This is a genomic window from Phaeobacter italicus, from assembly GCF_001258055.1.
Lineage (GTDB): Bacteria > Pseudomonadota > Alphaproteobacteria > Rhodobacterales > Rhodobacteraceae > Phaeobacter > Phaeobacter italicus.
In genome coordinates, this window is the sequence record NZ_CVRM01000033.1 from 263,971 (window position 1) to 279,528 (window position 15,558).

The 15,558-nt window shown below is 59.3% G+C and carries 14 protein-coding genes and 1 riboswitch; of the genes, 10 read left to right on the plus strand and 4 right to left on the minus strand.

All coding sequences use genetic code 11. From position 1 onward, the window contains the following. The first annotated feature begins 29 nt into the window (after positions 1-29). From NIT7645_RS16155 to NIT7645_RS16170, 4 genes are all read left to right on the plus strand, one after another. Positions 30-941: a sulfotransferase domain-containing protein gene (locus NIT7645_RS16155; protein WP_008561447.1), complete on the plus strand. Its 912-nt coding sequence runs from the start codon at positions 30-32 to the stop codon at positions 939-941. Positions 942-991: 50 nt separating this feature from the next. Beyond that, a riboswitch (cobalamin riboswitch) is annotated at positions 992-1,205 on the plus strand. 244 nt (positions 1,206-1,449) lie between these two features. Then, positions 1,450-2,265 carry an ABC transporter ATP-binding protein gene (locus NIT7645_RS16160; protein WP_008561666.1) on the plus strand — a complete coding sequence of 272 codons (816 nt, stop codon included), beginning with the start codon at positions 1,450-1,452 and terminating at the stop codon, positions 2,263-2,265. Beyond that, positions 2,262-3,197, plus strand: coding sequence for an ABC transporter substrate-binding protein (locus NIT7645_RS16165; protein ID WP_008559782.1), 936 nt, complete (start codon positions 2,262-2,264; stop codon positions 3,195-3,197). Before NIT7645_RS16160 ends, NIT7645_RS16165 begins: the two co-directional genes overlap by 4 nt. A gap of 27 nt (positions 3,198-3,224) precedes the next feature. Beyond that, positions 3,225-4,277, plus strand: a complete 1,053-nt coding sequence (locus NIT7645_RS16170; RefSeq protein WP_008561919.1) for a FecCD family ABC transporter permease — start codon at positions 3,225-3,227, stop codon at positions 4,275-4,277. Between the two features lie 74 nt (positions 4,278-4,351). Here the strand turns inward: NIT7645_RS16170 and NIT7645_RS16175 are convergent, their stop codons facing one another. The 3 genes from NIT7645_RS16175 to NIT7645_RS16185 form a co-directional block, all read right to left on the minus strand. Continuing rightward, on the minus strand, positions 4,352-5,458 hold the full coding sequence (locus NIT7645_RS16175) for a M24 family metallopeptidase (protein WP_008561155.1): 1,107 nt from the start codon (positions 5,456-5,458) through the stop codon (positions 4,352-4,354). 90 nt (positions 5,459-5,548) lie between these two features. Continuing rightward, on the minus strand, positions 5,549-7,138 hold the full coding sequence (locus NIT7645_RS16180; protein ID WP_050687512.1) for an ABC transporter substrate-binding protein: 1,590 nt from the start codon (positions 7,136-7,138) through the stop codon (positions 5,549-5,551). Between the two features lie 41 nt (positions 7,139-7,179). After that, positions 7,180-7,794, minus strand: coding sequence for a helix-turn-helix domain-containing protein (locus NIT7645_RS16185; protein ID WP_008558894.1), 615 nt, complete (start codon positions 7,792-7,794; stop codon positions 7,180-7,182). A gap of 246 nt (positions 7,795-8,040) precedes the next feature. Between NIT7645_RS16185 and NIT7645_RS16190 the strand changes: the two genes are divergently transcribed. Genes NIT7645_RS16190 through NIT7645_RS16210 form a run of 5 tightly spaced genes read left to right on the plus strand, consistent with a single transcriptional unit; the run spans position 8,041 to position 12,076 of the window. Then, complete coding sequence (locus NIT7645_RS16190; RefSeq protein ID WP_050687533.1) at positions 8,041-9,084, plus strand: ABC transporter permease; 1,044 nt, start codon at positions 8,041-8,043, stop codon at positions 9,082-9,084. 9 nt (positions 9,085-9,093) lie between these two features. Further along, complete coding sequence (locus NIT7645_RS16195) at positions 9,094-9,999, plus strand: ABC transporter permease (RefSeq protein WP_008559450.1); 906 nt, start codon at positions 9,094-9,096, stop codon at positions 9,997-9,999. Next, entirely contained in the window at positions 9,996-10,835 is an 840-nt protein-coding gene (locus tag NIT7645_RS16200; protein ID WP_050687514.1) for an ABC transporter ATP-binding protein, read from the plus strand. The genes NIT7645_RS16195 and NIT7645_RS16200 overlap by 4 nt, the downstream gene beginning before the upstream one ends. Further along, positions 10,832-11,581: an ABC transporter ATP-binding protein gene (locus NIT7645_RS16205; RefSeq protein WP_046211202.1), complete on the plus strand. Its 750-nt coding sequence runs from the start codon at positions 10,832-10,834 to the stop codon at positions 11,579-11,581. The genes NIT7645_RS16200 and NIT7645_RS16205 overlap by 4 nt, the downstream gene beginning before the upstream one ends. A 3-nt stretch (positions 11,582-11,584) precedes the next feature. Continuing rightward, on the plus strand, positions 11,585-12,076 hold the full coding sequence (locus tag NIT7645_RS16210) for a hypothetical protein (protein ID WP_008562390.1): 492 nt from the start codon (positions 11,585-11,587) through the stop codon (positions 12,074-12,076). Positions 12,077-12,716: 640 nt separating this feature from the next. Here NIT7645_RS16210 and NIT7645_RS16215 read toward each other — a convergent pair. Next, complete coding sequence (locus NIT7645_RS16215) at positions 12,717-13,517, minus strand: class I SAM-dependent methyltransferase (protein WP_050687516.1); 801 nt, start codon at positions 13,515-13,517, stop codon at positions 12,717-12,719. A 701-nt stretch (positions 13,518-14,218) separates the two neighbouring features. Here NIT7645_RS16215 and NIT7645_RS16220 point away from each other — a divergent pair. Continuing rightward, on the plus strand, positions 14,219-15,280 hold the full coding sequence (locus NIT7645_RS16220; RefSeq protein WP_131724151.1) for a hypothetical protein: 1,062 nt from the start codon (positions 14,219-14,221) through the stop codon (positions 15,278-15,280). Positions 15,281-15,558 lie beyond the last annotated feature (278 nt).

Genomic DNA, 15,558 nt, shown 5'->3' on the forward strand with positions numbered 1-15,558 from the left:
TTTGGTTGTTTTTGTGGTCTGATTTTGGAATGATACGCCCAGCCAGTCCACCCTCCCGTCGTTATGGCGGCAAGATCGCTGATCCGAGCCGCTGGCAGAGTTTCGAGCCCCGCGCGGGCGATGTGGTGGTGTCCACACCGCCCAAGTCCGGCACGACCTGGACGCAGGGCATTCTTGCGTTGCTGATGTCGGGAGATCCGGGCGTGGATGCGGCGCTCTCACGCAAGGCGCCCTGGCTGGATGTAACCTCTGCCGAACAGGATGCCCTTGTTGCCGGGCTCAACGCGCAGCCTGGCAGGCGGCAGGTCAAGACGCACACGCCGCTAGACGGGATCCCATACTGGCCTGACCTGCGTTATATCACGGTGTTTCGCCATCCGATCGACGTGCATTTTTCCTTTCGCAACCATGTGGCCAACATGCGCGAACCGGTGCTGAGCGACATCTTCCCGCCGGACCCACGCGAGGGGTTTGCGATCTTTCTGGAGGGAGACCATCGCGATGGCGCCAGTCTGGTTTCGATCGTGGATCATTTCCACAGCGCAATCGCGCGGCGCCATGCGCCCAATCACCTTTCGCTGCATTATGCCGATATGATGCGCGATCTTGCATGGGCCGTGGGGCACATCGCGGATCACCTGTCCATCGCTCATCCGCCCGCGGTGATGTCAGATCTGATCGCGGCGGCCCGCTTTGACAACATGAAAGCCAATGCCGACCGCTTTGCCCTGTCCGCAGGAGAGGGGTTCTGGCGCAAGGATCGTGGGTTTTTCCACAGTGCCAGTTCACAGAAATGGCGGGGCATTCTATCCGAGGCTGACATGACAGCCTACCGCAAGCGCATGTCCACATTGCTGCGCCCCCCCGAGCAGCGCTGGCTGGAAAACGGTGGCGGGCTCTTGGCTGAGGTCTTTGCCGGTGGTGACACCCAGCCCAGCTGAACCAGTCAAGGCTGGCAACTGAAACCCCCTTGACAGAAACGTCGGTGATCGCCAGACCAGCGAAAGATGGTTCTCGCGACGCCTCAGGCAATCCGGGATGAAAAGGGAACACGGTGCGGCGTACCCAAAAGGGACCAAATCCGTGACTGCCCCCGCAACTGTGAGCGAGGAGCTCTCTGCCGAAACCACTGGCCCACCGGGCCGGGAAGGGGCAGGGCGCGTTGATCCGCAAGTCAGTAGACCTGCCATCAAGATATTTTTTCCCGGGCGGGGCGTCCGGACGAAATAGCTTGGTGTGCTGCGCTTGCGCTGCCACAGCATCACGTTTTCGTCTGATGTCACGCGTTTCTGCGGAGGGCAGAATGCTATGTGAGAGGACGTGCAGACATTTGATCTGCGCAGGGGGCGATATTGGCTGCGACCGCGGCTTTGCCCGTCCTGAAATCCTGCGGTGGGCGGTGCCCCTGCACGCGGTGCGCGCAGCGCGCGGCCAGCAAGGTGGTCACTGATGGTGGTTGATCTGCGGGCGGCAAGTCTGACCGTCGACACCGTGTGCTGGGGGCCAAGCGCGACGCAGCCAATGATCCTGCAGCCGGTGTCTTTTCAGCTGGCTGCGGGGCGGGTGCTGGGGGTCGTTGGTGCCAATGGCGCAGGCAAGACCACGTTGCTGCGGCTTCTTTACAGGTGGGCGCGTCCTCTTGGGGGGCGGATCATGATTGATGGGCAGGACATCTGGCAGATGCCCGCACGTGCCGCGGCGCGGCGGGTTGCGGCGGTCCTGCAAGAGCAGCCGACCGATTTCGCCCTCACCGTAAGGGAGATTGTCGCATTGGGCCGCATCCCGCACCGGCAGGGGTTTGCGCGCCCCGGACAGCGCTGCAACGCACAGATCGATCAGGCGCTTTTGCGGCTTGATCTTGCGCATCTGGAACAGCGCGCCTTTGGAACATTGTCCGGCGGAGAGCGACAGCGCTGCATGGTTGCGCGTGCCTTGGCGCAAGAGCCGCAGATCCTGGTCCTGGACGAACCGACCAACCACCTGGATATCCGCCATCAGCTTGAAGTGATTGCTCTTATTCGCGATCTCGATGTGACCATCGTCACCTCGCTGCATGATCTCAATCTCGCGGCAGAGCTCTGCGACGACATTCTGTTGCTGCGTCAGGGGCAGGCGATTGCCTTTGGCGCGCCGGGCGATGTGCTCACACCTGCGCGGGTGTCGGCTGCTTTTGACGTCGGTGTGCACGCCGAACATCTGTCGCTCAGCGGGCGGCAGCATCTCACCTACCATCTTGCAAACACAGACACAGGCTATCTGAAATGAAACTGACCCTCCCGATCATCGCGGCCCTGGCAATTGCAGGCCCTGTTTCCGCCCAAACCACAGTCGATAGCTGCAACCGTCAGGTGACATTTGAGGCCCCGCCAACAGCAGCAGTGTCGAATGATGTGAACCTGACCGAAATGATGCTGGTTCTGGGGCTTGCGGATCGGATGGTCGGCTACACCGGCATCTCCGGCTGGAAAACCCTGGATGAGGAGATGCGCGCAGGGGTCGAGCAACTGCCAGAGCTGAGCGCGAAATACCCCACGAAAGAGGTGCTATTGGGGGCAGAGGCGGATTTCTATTTTGCCGGGTGGAACTACGGCATGAAGGTGGGCGGCGAGGTGACACCGCAGACGCTGCAGCCCTTTGGGATCGCCGTTTATGAACTGACAGAGAGCTGTATCCACATCGGCGAGAAACCCAAAGTGTCGATGGAAGACATGTACGCCGACATTGAAAATCTCGGCAAGATCTTTGGCGTTGAAGACAAGGCCACGGCCCTGATCGAAGGCTATCGCGCCGAACTGGCAGCCTTTGCGCCAGATCGCGCGGGCGATCAGAAACCACCGCGTGTCTTTGTCTACGACAGCGGTGAAGAAAGCCCGTTCACCGCCGGACGCTATGCCATGCCCACCGCCCTGATCGAGGCGGCGGGAGGCACAAACATCATGGACGACTTTGAAAAGAGCTGGGCAACCGTGACCTGGGAAGAGGTCGTGGAGCGCAACCCGGAAATCGTGGTCATCGTGAACTACGGCAATGTCACCGCCGAAGAAAAACGCGCATTCATGATGAACAATCCCGCCTTTGCCGAAATCGACGCAGTCAAAAACGACCGGTTCGTCACGCTTGAATATGTCGAGGCCACGCCGGGTCCACGCAATATCAAGGCGATCAAGAAACTCGCGGCTGCCTTTTGGCCGCAGTGACAGCGCATCCCTCAGGAGGGTTGAGACATGAGTGACAGCACAACACACCGTCCGCTGGCAATGCGGCGACGCGGGGCCGCGCTGCCTTGGGGTGTCTGCGGCACCTTGGTGCTGGTGCTGTCCATCTGTCTCGCTGTATCGGTCGGGGCGGTATCGATCCCGCTGGCCACGGTCTGGGGTGTGCTGGTTGATGCGGTTGCACCGGGGTTGGTGGAGCCGAGCTGGTCCAAGGGGCGCGCTGCCATCGTCTGGGATATCCGCTTTCCTCGTGCGCTTTTGGCGGCGCTTGTGGGGGCAGGGCTTGCGATTGTGGGGGCGGCTTTGCAGGCTGTCACCCGCAATCCGATCGCTGATCCCCATCTTTTGGGGATCTCCTCCGGAGCCGCCTTTGGCGCAATCCTTGCTTTGCTGCACACGGGCCTGTTTCTGGGGCTTTTGACCGTGCCGCTGATGGCGTTTGTCGGGGCCCTTGGGGCCACGGTTCTGGTTCTGGCGGTTGTCCGATTTGCAGCCGCGACCAGCGCTGATCGGCTGATCCTGGTGGGGGTGGCTGTTTCCTTTGTCATCATGGCAGGGGCCAACCTCCTGATCTTTCTGGGGGACCCGCGCGCATCGCACACTGTCGTCTTTTGGATGCTGGGCGGGCTTGGGCTGGCGCAGTGGTCGCATCTGATCTACCCGGCAGCGGTGCTTATCCCCTGCGGGCTGTGGTTCTGGCTGCGCAGTTCCGATCTCAATGCGATGACAATTGGGGATGAAACCGCCGCGACCCTTGGCATTGCGGTGCGCCGCTTCCGACTGGAGATCTTTGTGTTGGGCGCGCTCGTTACCGGGACGATGGTCGCATTTTCGGGACTGATCGGATTTGTCGGGCTGATGATCCCCCATATCGCCCGGCTGATGGTGGGCGGTGATAATCGCCGGGTGCTGCCACTTTCGGCGCTTTTGGGGGCGTTGTTTCTGATCTGGGCAGACATTGCCGCCCGCACGATCATGGCACCAGAGGACATGCCCATCGGTGTTGTCACGGGCTTTGTCGGGGGTGGGTTCTTTATCTGGCTGCTGCGCCGCGTGGGTTGAGGCGCGGCGAAACATCTTCAAAAACCAATGACATGACAAAGGGCAGGGCCGCAGCGTGGCCCCGCCCGATAGGGTCAGCTCAGCCGCTGCATGTCTCGCGGCATCTGCGAAAACACCTCAGCGCCGCTGTCGTGCAGAATGACGATCTCTTCAAGGCGCACACCGAATGCGCCATCCAGATAGATGCCGGGCTCAATGGAAAAGACGTTGCCGACCTCCAGCACGCGGTCCGAATTGGCGGCGATGTAAGGGGGTTCATGGATATCAACCCCAAGCCCGTGCCCGGTGCGGTGCAGGAACCGGTCGCCATAACCTGCGGCTGTGATGACGTCGCGCGCGGCCTTGTCCACGTCACTGGCCCGCGCACCCGGCTTGGCCGCGGCAAGAGCGGCCTGAACCGCCTGTTCCACCACGGCAAAGACCTCTTCGTAGGCACCGGTTGGCGTGCCGAAATAGCCGCAGCGTGTCATGTCGGACGGGTAGCCATCCAGACGGCAGCCGGTGTCTATCAGCACTGCCATCTCGCGCTCTAGCCGCGTCTCGCCGGGGGTGTGATGCGGAAATGCGCTGGAGGCACCAAAACAGACCGAGCAGAATTCCAGCGTCGCGCCGAGGGCGGCATATTCCGCCTTGATGATTTCGACGATGTCGCGCTCCTTCACACCTTCGGCCAGGGCGTTGAAGGCGGCCTTGACCGCCGTATCATTGGCCAGATGCGCTGCCTTGATGGCAGCGGCCTCCTGATCGTCCTTGCGGGTGCGCAACAGGCCGACAGTGTCCTCGGTAAAACGATGGCGCGGGGTTTCAAGCGCCGCCAGAAGACGCAGCGAGAAATCCGAGCGCATGGTTTCATCCAGAACCACCGACAGATCCGCGCGCGTGGCCCCACATGCCGCCAGAACCTCTTCCAGCGCAGCCTCCGGGCCCTGATCGTCGCTCCAGCAGTGAAAGGGCAGATCGGTATCCTGGCGCGCCGCGGCGGCATTCAACGCAGGCATCAGAAATCCCGCGTAATCCGCGCTCACCATCAGCATGACGGGCCGTTCGTCGCCGTGGGGGTGCACGCCGGTGAGCCAGGCCATGTGGCTCGACGGGCCAAGCGCGACAAGATCGGTGCCTGTCTGCTCCATGCGGGCGCGCAACGCGGCCAGGCGGGTATCGGTGAGGGGATAGGCGCTCATCTAGGGCTCCGGATGTTGGAAAAGGGGAAGTGGCTTCAGTCAAGGGGGAGGCCGGGCCACCATCGCAGGCAGCCCGGCTCAGGTTCCGGATCAGTCTTTGTCGACCAGACGGTAGAACACGAAATCAGAGGTCGCGCCGTTCACATAGCCGGTGACACCCTTGTCCATTGCAACCTGATAGGCGGCCTGGAACATGATCACGATGGGAGAGCTGGCCTGCACCTCCTGCTGCAACTCGCGGTACATCTGCAGGCGGGTCTCTGCGTCGCCCTCTGACAGGGCCGCCATCGTCTTTTCGTTCATCTCCGCCGGAACAGCCCAGGCATTGCGCCATGTGGTGGTCGCGGCATAGCTGTCGTCCGAATTGTCGGAATTATAGGCAAACGCCTTGGCGTTGGAGTGCGGATCCATGAAGTCCGGACCCCAATAAAGCAGCATCGCCTCATGGCTGCGCTCGCGGTACTTGGTGATGACCTGGCTGCCGGTGCCGGGCAGGATTTCAAAGTTGATGCCCGCATCGGCAAAACTCGCCTGAAGCGATTGCGCCATATCGGTGAAGGGGGCGGCGTTGATCACATCAAGCGACACGGTGATCGGGCTGTTGATGCCGGCCTCTGTCAGGATGCTTTTGGCTTTTTCCGGATCGTAAGAGAATGGCGTCTCATCATATGAGCCGGGAAACCCCTTGGGCCAAAAGGCCTGATGCACATCCATCTGACCTTTGATGATGGTCTCGGTCATGCCTTTGTAGTCCACCAGATACCGCGCGGCTTCCCAAACCGCCGGGTTGGTCAGGCTGTCTGTCTTTTGGTTAAAGGACAGGAAATGGACCGCCGCCTGCGGGAAGGTTTCAACCTTGATTTCATCGCTGCTGAGCGATGCAATCTGATCGGGCGTCATGTTGCGGGCAAGATCCACATCGCCCTGTTCCAGCAGCAGCTGCTGGGTCGCGCTTTCCGCCACATGGCGGATGATCACGCTGTCCACCTCGGGGGCGCCGTTGAAATAGGTCGGGTTGGCTTCCATGCGGACCATCTGACCGGCGGTATAGCGTTTCAGGGTAAAGGGGCCAGAGCCCGCTGCATTGGCATTCAGCCACGCATTGCCCATGTCACCGTCAACTTCGTTTTCGCGCACCAGAACGCTGTCCACGATAGAGGCGGGCCGTGCTGCGAGCACGTTCAGAACAAAGGCGGGGGAAAAATCACCTGCATATGTGACGGTGACGGTGTTGCCATCGGCCTTTACCATCTCAGCAATATTGTCGGCGTTCCAGCCAAGCTGGGTCAGAATGAACGCCGGGGTCAGGTTCAGCTTCACAACGCGCGAGAAGGAATAGACCACATCCTCTGCCGTGACCTGGTTGCCAGAGGCAAAGGTCGCCCCATCGCGCAGGGTGAAGGTGATGGTCTTTGCCGCTTCATCCGTGGACCATTCCGACGCAAGGCCCGGCGCCAGAACGGTGGTGTCTTCGGCATCATATTGGACCAGACGGTCATAGAGGTTGGTCACCAACTCGCCCGAGGTGAACTCATAGGCCTGGGCGGGATCGATGGCGACGATATCGTCGATGTTCTGGGCAACAACCAGCACGTTGTCCGGGCTCTTGGCAAAGACCGCAGGGGCCGCCATTGGCAGCATCATCGCGCTGGCCAAAAGCGCTGTCTTCAGATGTTTCATCAAATCGTCTCCTTGTTGGAAATGGTGTTATGCCGGGCGGGTCACGCCTCGGGTTTTTGGGAAAGCTCCGGCAGATCAATTGCGCCCGCGCGGTTCAGCACAGTCAGGGTGCCCGTCCACAGGATGCGGGCCGTCTGGTCGGTGGGGTTGCGCCAGGCGTGAGGGGTGTCGCCGCGATAATGCAGGCAGTCCCCAACCGTCATGCGAAATGTCTGATCGCCCAGCGTCTGCTCGATTTCCCCGTCAAGCACATAGATGATCTCTTCACCCTCGTGGCTCACGGTTTCGGACGTGTATCCCGCAGGAATATGCAGCACGTAGCTCGACATTTCAGAGCCGGGAAACTCTGCCCCCAGCGCTTCGTAGCGCAGCGAGGAATTGTCGAGCGCAAACAGGGGGCGAGACCCTGCGCGGGTCAGCCCGTCAGAGGGCTTTGAAGCCGAGATGAAATAATCCAGACCAACCTCCAGCGCCGCCGCGATCTGCGCAAGGGTGCCAAGGGACGGGGTGGCATTGTCGCGTTCGACCTGGCTGAGGTAGCCAACCGACACACCGGACGCATCACAAAGCGCCTGAAGCGTCATGTTCAGCTGCTTGCGGCGCTTGCGAATCGTGGGTCCGACCTTGGGCTCCTGGATCGTTTTTTCCTGTGGCATTCTCGCTCTTTACTCTTGGATTTCCCAGCCTGGCCAAAGTAGTGGCTTTGGCGGGGTTCGGGTGGGTCTCTCCGTCTCACGCTACAAAAAAAATTTTTGTGACGCAAAAAATATTTTTTGCAACTTATCAAAATTCCTCTATGCCTGAAGCCGAGAGATGCGCCCGCCAGCCGGTTCGGCGCTGGTGATAAACCGCGCTAAGCGTTTGATTTTCAATTGTTTGGCCAAAACGGAAAGGGAGAGAGCTTGAGCAGGATCCAGTCTTCCCCCGCCGCCCTTCGCGGCTCTGTTGGCGCGCTGGGAGGGTTTGCGATCGTCACGCTTTTGACCTTTGTCGGGCTGATGGCGATCACGTTTTTCATTGGCCGGGTCATCCCGATTGACCCGGTATTATCCGTGGTCGGAGACCGGGCAACGCAGGAGCAATACGATGCCGCCCGCGTCGCGATGGGGCTGGACCGTCCGCTTGCGGTGCAATTTCTGGCCTATGTCGGTGACGTCTTTCAGGGCAACCTTGGGCATTCCGTTTCCACCAACCGCCCGGTCGCCGAAGATCTGGCGCGGGTGTTTCCCGCGACGCTGGAAATGGCGACGCTCGGCATCATCATCGGGGTGGGCATGGGGGTGCCGCTTGGGGTGTGGGCTGCTGCTCGGCAGGGCACATGGATCGACCACCTGATCCGGGTCTTTGCGCTGCTGGGATATTCCGTGCCTGCCTTCTGGCTTGGCCTTGTGGGTTTGGTGGTGTTTTACGCGGGCCTTGGCTGGGTGTCCGGGCCGGGGCGTGTCGATATCTTTTATGAGGGTGTGGTAGAGCCGCGCAGCGGTCTGATGCTGGTCGATTCCGCTTTGGCTGGCGACTGGGACGTGTTCTGGAACGCCCTTGATCACCTCATCCTGCCTGCCACCATTTTGGGGTTTTTCTCTCTGGCCTACATCGCCCGCATGACCCGCAGTTTCATGCTTGATCAGCTGGGGCAGGAGTACATTACGACTGCCCGCGTCAAGGGCGTGGCAGAGTGGCGAGTGATCTGGACCCATGGCTTCCGGCCTATTCGCGTACCGCTGATCACGGTGATCGGGCTGTCTTATGCGGCGCTGCTTGAAGGTTCTGTGATGATCGAAACCGTCTTCAGCTGGCCAGGTATCGGCAACTACCTGACTGTTGCGCTGCTCAATGCCGACATGAACGCGGTCCTCGGGGCGACGCTGGTCATCGGTGCGGTGTTCATTCTCATCAATAAACTGTCGGATGTGCTCTATCGCATGCTCGACCCGCGCAGCCGATAGGAGGGGGCGATGACCACGATGACAGATTGGTTGCTTGACGACTCTCCCACATCGCGTGTGCAGGCGTCGCTGGGGCGCGGCTACAGGATGATACGCCTGTTGATGCGCAACCCGCTTGCGGTGATTGGCGCGGTGATCCTGCTGACCCTGATCTTTGCTGCGGTTTTTGCACCGTGGATCGCGCCGCACAGCCCGTTGGGTCAGAACCTGTCTCAACGTCTTTTGCCGCCGTCCTCGACCCACTGGATGGGCACGGATGAATTGGGGCGCGATATCTTCAGCCGTGTGATTTACGGCGCGCGGATCACCTTGATGATCGTTGCGCTGGTGGCGGTGATCGCGGCGCCACTTGGCCTGCTGATCGGGGCGGTTTCGGGATATTTCGGGGGGTGGACGGACAAGGTTCTGATGGGTGTCACGGATGTGTTCCTGTCGATGCCCAAGCTCATCCTTGCGCTGGCCTTTGTGGCGGCGCTGGGGCCCGGGATCGAGAATGCAATCATCGCAATCGCAATCACCTCCTGGCCTGCCTACGCACGTATCGCACGGGCCGAGACGCTGACCTTTCGCAACGCCGAATTCATCTCGGCCATGCGTCTGCTGGGCGCAAGCCATGCGCGCATCATCACCGGCCATGTGCTGCCGCTTTGTACCTCATCAATGATCGTGCGCGTCACACTGGATATGGCCGGGATCATCCTGACCGCCGCGGGCCTTGGCTTTCTTGGTCTGGGGGCCCAGCCGCCGTTGCCGGAATGGGGCGCCATGATCTCGCGTGGGCGCGCGTTCATCCTTGATCAATGGTGGGTGGCCACCATGCCGGGTTTTGCCATCATCGTGGTATCCCTTGGCTTCTGTTTCTTGGGGGATGGGCTGCGCGATGTGCTGGACCCCAAACAGGGAGGCAAATCATGAGCCAATCGCCTTTGCTGGAACTTGAAAACCTGCGGGTCAGCTTTCCAACCCCCAAGGGGCGGGTTGAGGTGGTCAAGGGGCTGTCCTTCACCCTTGGACGCGAACGTCTCGGCATCGTCGGAGAAAGCGGATCGGGCAAATCCATGACCGGCCGTGCCATCCTGCGCCTGGTGCGCAGACCCGGCCAGCAGGACGCGGACAAGATGACCTTTGACGGGATCGATCTGCGCCGCCTGTCTGAGCGGCGGATGCGGGATCTGCGCGGGGCGCGGATTTCCATGATCATGCAGGATCCCAAATTCTCGCTGAACCCTGTGATGACCATTGGCGAACAGATCGCAGAGGCGCTGCGGACGCACGAACGGCTTGCCCGTCGCGACGTTCAGGCGCGGGTGCTGCAAATGCTGGAAGCGGTTCGCATCAATGATCCCAAGCGGGTGATGGCGCTTTATCCGCATGAGGTATCGGGCGGCATGGGGCAGCGGATCATGATCGCAATGATGTTGATCCCGCGCCCTGATCTGCTGATTGCGGACGAACCGACATCGGCGCTTGATGTTTCTGTACAGGCCCAGGTGCTGGACCTGATCGACGAATTGGTGCGCGACAAGGGCATGGGGCTGATCCTGATCTCTCATGATCTCAATCTGGTGGCGCGCTACTGCGATCACATTTTGGTGATGCATGCAGGTCAGGTGGTCGAAAGCTGCGCCGCAAGCGAGCTGCACAATGCCACCCATCCCTATACCCGCGGCCTCTTGGCGGCGGTGCCCAGGATGGAAGAAACCCGCGAGGAACTCCCCGTTCTCGACCGCAGCGCATGGAGCGGCACATGACAGCGATCTCTCTGAAAAACCTTGATATTTCATATGGGCCCACCAAGGTGGTTGAGGCGGCAAGTTTCGATGTGGCCGAGGGAGAGAGCTTTGCCCTCGTCGGTGAAAGCGGCTCAGGAAAATCCACCATCCTCAAGGCCATCGCCGGGCTTGCCCCCGACTGGACGGGAGAGATCACCGTCCTGGGGCAGCCGCGCGGGCATAGTGTCGATCATGGGTTTGCCAGCCGGTGCCAGATGGTGTTTCAGGATCCATATGGCTCGCTGCATCCGCGCAAATCCGTCGACCGTGTGCTGAGTGAGCCACTGAAGATCCACGGCATTTCCAACCGCGATGCGCGGGTCGAGGACATGCTGGCGGCTGTGGGGCTCGACCGTCGGTTCCGCTTTCGCTATCCGCATCAGCTCTCTGGTGGGCAGCGCCAGCGGGTCGCAATCGCGCGTGCATTGATGTTGGAGCCCAAGGTCATGCTGCTGGACGAGCCGACATCGGCGCTCGACGTGTCCGTGCAGGCCGAGATCCTCAATCTGCTCAAGAAACTGCGCCGCGAGCAGGGGCTGACCTATCTGATGGTTACCCATAACCTGCCTGTCGTCAGCTTCATGTGTGATCGCATGGCAGTGATGCACAAGGGGCGTATCGTTGAAATTGCCCCGGCCAGCGCGCTGCATGACGGCCGGTTCCAAGACCCTTACACCCAATCCCTTTACGCCGCATCAGGCGGCAACCCTGACCGCAAGGACTAGGATATGACTGATACACGACCCGCCCGCCTGGCATTTGAGCAGGCCATGGCAGAGGCGCAGGATGCAACCGCCGCCTATGACGCGCTATGTGCGCTGACAAAGGCCACGGTCGGCGCCAAGCTGTTTACCGTGATGACCGCAGACATGGATGCCATGCTTGCCTGCCGCACCTACACCGATGATCCGCAAAACTACCCGACAACCGGCACCAAAGAGATCGAGATGAACCGCTGGTTCGAACAGGTCCATGGCCGCCACGAGACATTTGTCTCAAATACCCTTGCCGATATCGACACGGTCTTTCCCGACGCAGACCTGATCGGCCGGCTCGGCTGCGGGTCCGTCATCAACCTGCCGGTCATTCTGCGGGGGTCGATGGTTGCCACGGTGAACATCCTCCACGAGGAAGGCTATTACACACCCGAGCGTGTTGCCCTGGCCCAGGACATCCTGCGCCTGCCAGCCATGACCGTCCTCGCCTTTGCAGGCAGCTGAAAGGGCGCGCGCCTCCCCGCAGCAGATCTTTTGCCGTTCCGTTTCAGGTCGATTTGTGCGAGATAGCCGACCGACCTCATGATCCTTGCCGGGCCGCCGCCCGGACGCAGGGATCCGCGCAACGCGTTTCAAGGACCTGGTGCAGACATGGCTGACACAGCATCAACACAAAACATCCCCCGCGCCGCCCGCCTGAGCGTGGCACCCATGATGGATGGGGTGGAGGGTTTGAAAAAGTATTAAATTACAAGTTATTACACGGCATTCGTCAAGGTGTTGGAGTTCCGTGTTGGGGCGGACAGGATTGCGGGGCCTGGCGTGAGTTGTCCAACGCTTGTGACTGACTGCGGCACCGACTATCGCCTCGTGCTCCACCACTTGAGAATTGAGGGTGGGGCACCTGTTTTCGACTGCTATGCGCAGATAGCGAAATTTGCAAAGTCGCGAGATCTGACAGCCAAGTGTCGATCCTACGCTGCATCAGCACTGGAAAGAGCTGACCTTCGCTGCCAGTGCAGCCACCGATCATCATCGAAAGGACGGGATGCGGGACGGAGTAGCCTTTCACTGACTTCGACCCAATGTCCCCTGTACAATTTGCAAAGCCTAGGTCCCGAAATATCAGGGGCTTGGAGGCGCACTATGTGGGCTTGGCGATGGCGGTGGCGAAAACCTGATACCCGTACAGTGTCCCGGCTATCGCCCGGCGCTTGTATTCAGCTACCAGGCCGGAAAACAATTCTTGGCCGATCTCCCCCCTGTCAAACATCCGCTTTGCCGTTTCTTCGACCCACGGCAGCATCTGATCGTTATCCGCGATCGTTCGACTTTGAACATCAAATTCGGTCACTTCGAAATCAGCCGCTATCATCAAAGAACGCATTTTTGCGACGATATGAGGGTCAGTCACAAACTCATCGACGAAGGCGCGTGCGCAAGCGTTGAGCGGATCGTTCGGGCTGTTGCTCAGGCTGGCTTTTGAAAAGTCCGCATCGCAAACCACAAGGTTGCCATCAGCTTTCAGGACACGCCGCGCCTCTTTCAAAAGTGGAGCGGGGTCCACAACATGGGTCAGGACGGTATGAAGAATGAGGTTGCAAACCGAATTGTCATCAAGCGGCAATGCGGTCCCGTCCGCGACTTCAAAGGTGATGTTGGCATACTGCTTTGCTCGGCCTCTTGCCACTTTGACAAAGCCAGAGGATGGTTCGAAGGCCATGACCCGTTCAGGTTCGGCATGGGCTGCGATCCGCCGGGTAACGGCCCCGGCACCAGCCCCGACCTCGACAGTGACGCTACCTTCCGCAAATCTTAATTTTGAGAGATACGTTGCAACGATGCTCTCCATTTGGGGATCCGATTGTCGTGCGTCCATCGAGTCGGCGAATGCTGCAATGAATTCTTCGCCCGCTGCATCTACGTTCTGAAAGGGATCGGACATCCAAAAAACACTCCTTCTCATCCTATCAAATCATAATAGCAGACCTTCGTGATCGGCGCAGCATCATGCAGTTGGGCTCGCTGCCGCCTTGCGGCGACGCAGCGCCGGGCTGTCTGCCGTGACAGCGTTCCTGGCTACCCGTGATCGGCTCGAGCCAGCCCAAACGAGACATTCGAACCGGGGGCAGCGGGAACTCTGCCGCAAAGGCAAAAGATCTCGCAGTATTTCCCGGAAGCGGACATTCCAGGCTCCGCGATCTGTCATGCCGATGCTGCGCCTCGCTCAAACGTCAGCGAAGCGCAGATAGCGACCTTTGCAAAGTCTTCGGATCTGGCGGCATGGCGAGCACTCCCTGCCGCAGGCGCAAAGGGAAAAGCTGCCCTTCGCCGCACGTGCAGCCGCGAACACCTTTAGATGTCGGCTAAGCGGACATAGCGCCATTTCGCTGCGGCTGTGCGAACGTCAACTTTGGACGCGTCGGCTGTGTCAAAAACGGTCGAATCCGCCGGTGACAGAAAGGGTTAATTTTGGCACATCCTACGGTGCGGGGAAAGTCTGGAACGAACCTCAGTTTAACCAATGCTGCGTGATGAACCAAAGTCTGATTTAATGCCGTTACTCTCAATCCGTTACAACTATCGACTTTGGACCAAAATCATGATAATCGGAGTGTAATTATTATTGCAAATCATGAGGTTACCTTGGATCGTTTTAGTACACCTAAATATGTTGTAGCATTTGCATCCACCCTATTTTGGGCGCTCGGAACTGCCAGCACGGCGCAAGAGTTCTCCCTACGTATGACCGCGTCGATAGATGAAATCAGATCCTCCGTTGATCCCTCGGTCGATAACTCTGGTTTCGAAGCCATTTTTGAGCCCGGCTCAACAAAATCTTTGTCACTAACGGTTAACTTTAGTGGTCCGGGGCAGCCAATCATCTCTGGAGAACGGCTAATCGACAGGGATTTGATAACAGGCGCGACAGTGTCCATGGATGGATACGAAGCCGTTATCCCAGGCGGATCCGTAATCACCAATGATCAGCAATCAGGCAGCACACATATCGACGAGATGTTAATCGTCCCTGTTGCCGATGAAAGCGCTCCGAAGGCTGGCACATACAACCTGAAAGACATAGCTGTGCGCTTTAGCTCGCTATATGAAGATGTTGTCAAAGATGGGGAAACCACCGTACAGGCTGTTGCAACGTTGGGCGAGATTGTTGACCCGAAACAACACAGGGGCACGGTCCAGTTGGCGTTCACTAACCCCGCCGCAGAAGGCTACTTGGGTCGAGCAACCGTGCAAGCCAATATCAATACATGGGAAGTCGTGGCCTCGGGCGGCTCCGGGTTCAGCGCAGGAGAGCCATCGGCCGAACTCTCTCAAACAGATCTATTCAAACTAGGCGAAAAAATTGTCTATTGCATGGCACCCAGAGGCCTACGGGGTGTGATCCGTGTCACCGACATAACCCATGATATGGGCAATCGAGGCAGGCATTCGCAGAACCCGGAACGGGTGCGAAACCAAGCTAAAGAGGCAGGTGCCGAATACCGAGCTCTAGAGATATTCATGGGGTATGGCGGCTTGTTGGGGGAATACAAGCAAGGCATCTACTTTATTACCGTTTTTGAAAACGAGCGCGGCGAAATTTTCGTCAACCGCAAGGCCGGAATTGGTACACCAAACTCCAACTACAAACGCGAAAACGACCCTTGCCCCATGAATCAATGGGTATCTGTTGACGCGTTTCGATAACTTCGCAGCAGCCGCCAAGACATTTGGATGCATCGTTGAGGGGGGCGTGTATGGCTTGGGCGAGTACGCACACCACTCAAGGCTTTGGAATAAGCCCCTTATCAACAGTCCAGGTCTACCTGAAGCGAAGATCATTCCGGAACCGGATGACCTCTATCACCCGTTCCCGCTGCAGGCGGGCCTGTCTTATGCAAGTGTCGGTAACGCTCCACCGGTCCTCGGCGTGTTGATTGTCACTGAGAACTGACCCGGTAGCCCTATAAATTGTCACTGAGAAT

What these genes read in the sequence shown, in the direction of transcription:
- NIT7645_RS16155 (WP_008561447.1), top strand. Translation starts at nt 30, where the DNA reads ATGATACGCCCAGCCAGTCCACCCTCCCGTCGTTATGGCGGCAAGATC.
- NIT7645_RS16160 (WP_008561666.1), top strand. Translation starts at nt 1,450, where the DNA reads ATGGTGGTTGATCTGCGGGCGGCAAGTCTGACCGTCGACACCGTGTGC.
- NIT7645_RS16165 (WP_008559782.1), top strand. Translation starts at nt 2,262, where the DNA reads ATGAAACTGACCCTCCCGATCATCGCGGCCCTGGCAATTGCAGGCCCT.
- NIT7645_RS16170 (WP_008561919.1), top strand. Translation starts at nt 3,225, where the DNA reads ATGAGTGACAGCACAACACACCGTCCGCTGGCAATGCGGCGACGCGGG.
- NIT7645_RS16175 (WP_008561155.1), bottom strand. Translation starts at nt 5,458, where the DNA reads ATGAGCGCCTATCCCCTCACCGATACCCGCCTGGCCGCGTTGCGCGCC.
- NIT7645_RS16180 (WP_050687512.1), bottom strand. Translation starts at nt 7,138, where the DNA reads ATGAAACATCTGAAGACAGCGCTTTTGGCCAGCGCGATGATGCTGCCA.
- NIT7645_RS16185 (WP_008558894.1), bottom strand. Translation starts at nt 7,794, where the DNA reads ATGCCACAGGAAAAAACGATCCAGGAGCCCAAGGTCGGACCCACGATT.
- NIT7645_RS16195 (WP_008559450.1), top strand. Translation starts at nt 9,094, where the DNA reads ATGACCACGATGACAGATTGGTTGCTTGACGACTCTCCCACATCGCGT.
- NIT7645_RS16200 (WP_050687514.1), top strand. Translation starts at nt 9,996, where the DNA reads ATGAGCCAATCGCCTTTGCTGGAACTTGAAAACCTGCGGGTCAGCTTT.
- NIT7645_RS16205 (WP_046211202.1), top strand. Translation starts at nt 10,832, where the DNA reads ATGACAGCGATCTCTCTGAAAAACCTTGATATTTCATATGGGCCCACC.
- NIT7645_RS16210 (WP_008562390.1), top strand. Translation starts at nt 11,585, where the DNA reads ATGACTGATACACGACCCGCCCGCCTGGCATTTGAGCAGGCCATGGCA.
- NIT7645_RS16215 (WP_050687516.1), bottom strand. Translation starts at nt 13,517, where the DNA reads ATGTCCGATCCCTTTCAGAACGTAGATGCAGCGGGCGAAGAATTCATT.